Source organism: Acidovorax sp. HMWF018 (genome assembly GCF_003061035.1).
GTDB classification, from domain to species: domain Bacteria; phylum Pseudomonadota; class Gammaproteobacteria; order Burkholderiales; family Burkholderiaceae_C; genus Acidovorax; species Acidovorax delafieldii.
In genome coordinates this window covers 5745-7725 of record NZ_QAIM01000451.1, presented here as the reverse complement: position 1 = coordinate 7725, position 1981 = coordinate 5745, and the positions used below count along the sequence as shown (strand labels likewise).

The 1981-nt window shown below is 64.5% G+C and carries 3 protein-coding genes; all 3 read right to left on the bottom strand.

The window, feature by feature from the left end; all coding sequences use genetic code 11:
• A partial coding sequence (locus DBR23_RS18785; protein WP_108499220.1) for a hypothetical protein occupies positions 1-222 on the bottom strand: 222 nt, incomplete at its 3' end.
• A 53-nt stretch (positions 223-275) separates the two neighbouring features.
• Complete coding sequence (locus tag DBR23_RS18780) at positions 276-1178, bottom strand: intradiol ring-cleavage dioxygenase (RefSeq protein WP_108499219.1); 903 nt, start codon at positions 1176-1178, stop codon at positions 276-278.
• Between the two features lie 213 nt (positions 1179-1391).
• Positions 1392-1940 (bottom strand): TIGR00645 family protein, encoded by a 549-nt coding sequence (locus DBR23_RS18775; RefSeq protein WP_369882139.1) that lies wholly within the window; start codon positions 1938-1940, stop codon positions 1392-1394.
• Positions 1941-1981: the final 41 nt, after the last annotated feature.

Below are 1981 nucleotides of genomic sequence, written 5' to 3'. Positions count from 1 at the left end.
GGCCACCAGGGTGCCGTCCATTGTGCGGCAAGTGCCTGCGAGGCTCTTGCCGTCGGGCATGGTCAGCGTGACGGAGGCACCTTCGGTCTTGCCCTTGCAGGCGGCGTAGGCCTCGGGTGGCGGGGCGGGCGGCGTGCCGCGGGATGGCTGGGCGTGGCTGGGGAATGCTGCGGCGATGGATGCCAGGGCCAGTGCGGCCAAAAGGGTGTGGATCTTGAACATCGGGCGTCTTTCTGGAGATCGAAACAACAGGGTGAATGGAAGAAACGAGGGGCTCAGACCGCGATCGAGATCGTGATGCTGGCCGAGTAGCCGCCACCGGTGTTGGCCTGCATGGTGGTCATCTCCAGCGTGGTGCCATCGCTGAAGACGTTGTCCGTGGCAAACGACATGGAGGCCAGGTTGCGCACGCTGGCGCTGTAGCCCGAATTGCTGCTGTAGATGCTGCTGAGCAGTGCGGTGGGGAACGCCAGTTGCGTGGTCTTGATCTTGTTCGCGGCCTTGGTGGCCGATGCCAGCGTGGGGTAGATCTCCAGGTGCATGTGCGGCATGCGGCCCGCATAGCAGCCCGGAACGATGGTGGTGAAGGTCACGGTGCCGTTGGCGTCCGTGGCCTGCACGCCGCGCAGGTAGTTGTCGGCGATGTTGTTGGAGGTGTAGACCGAGTAGTTGCCGTCTTGCGTGCAGTGCCACAGGTAGATGGCGTAGCCCGACAACGCCGCGCAGCTGGCGCTGGTGTTCGTCAGCGTGATGGTGATGGACAGCGGCACGCCGCTGACCTGGGTGGACGATCCCACTGAAGTGCGGATGTCCGAGCGCACGATGCCGCTGAGCGCGAGCACGTTGTAGGTGTTGTTGCTGGCCGTGGAGCCGTCGGCAGGGTAGGGCCCTGCGGTTTCCTCGGGGACGACGGAGCAGGTGGTGGTTGTGCCGGTGCCTGTTCCGGTGCCAGTGCCCGATCCGGTACCGCTGCCGGTGCCTGACCCGGAGTCCGTGCTGCTGCCAGAGTCGGTGCTGTCACTGCCGCCGCCGCAGCCCCACAGGGAGGCGACGCCCAGCGAGCCGAGCGCGCTCAATGCCAGGCGGCGGCTGGTGGCGGTGTGTGTGGACGGGGAGGCTGCCGCAGCGGGTGCTTGCGCCGCGGCTGCGGTCGGGGAGAGAGAGGTCAGAGGGGGCATGGATTTCTCCTTCGGGTGGGTCTGCACCGCACTGTGCCTACCGATTGAGGAGAAATCTGGGAGCGCCCAGGTCGCTGAGTACCGAAGGGTGCTTGCTTCAAAATTGATAGCCGCCAGCGCATATGCAACCGGCGCTACCGGCACTTTTGACTGATATTCAAGTCCCGGGGGCTCCCCCGGCGTTGCCGGGGAGCCTGGGGACCGTCGCCGTACTCAGTGGCGGTCCGACGAGTGCGACATCAGCCGGTCGGTCAGCGCAATGGCCAGGGCGCTGAGCAGGAACACCACATGGATGATGGTTTGCCACATCAGCACCTTGAGGTCGTAGTTGGCGGCGTTGATGAAGGTCTTGAGCAGGTGGATGGAGCTGATGCCGATGATGGCGGTGGCCAGCTTGACCTTGAGCACCGAGGCGTTCACATGGCTCAGCCACTCGGGCTGGTCGGGGTGGTCTTCGAGGTGCAGGCGCGAGACAAAGGTCTCGTAGCCGCCGACGATCACCATGATCAGCAGGTTGGAGATCATCACCACGTCGATCAGCGCCAGCACCACCAGCATGATGATGGTCTCGTTGAGCGCGGTGACCTGGAAATCACTCTTGTAGCCAATGCTGGACACCAGGCTCTGCAGGGCCGCCGTGTTGCCAAACGCGGCTTCGATCAGGTGCACCAGTTCCACCCAGAAATGGAACACATACACCGCCTGCGCCAGGATCAGGCCCAGATACAGGGGCAGTTGCAGCCACCGGCTGGCGAAGATCATGGAAGGCAGGGGGCGCAGTGGCGCTGGGGGCTTGTGTTGGG

Coding starts and splice junctions, on each gene's coding strand:
- DBR23_RS18780 (WP_108499219.1), bottom strand. CDS start 1,178: ATGCCCCCTCTGACCTCTCTCTCCCCGACCGCAGCCGCGGCGCAAGCA.
- DBR23_RS18775 (WP_369882139.1), bottom strand. CDS start 1,940: ATGATCTTCGCCAGCCGGTGGCTGCAACTGCCCCTGTATCTGGGCCTG.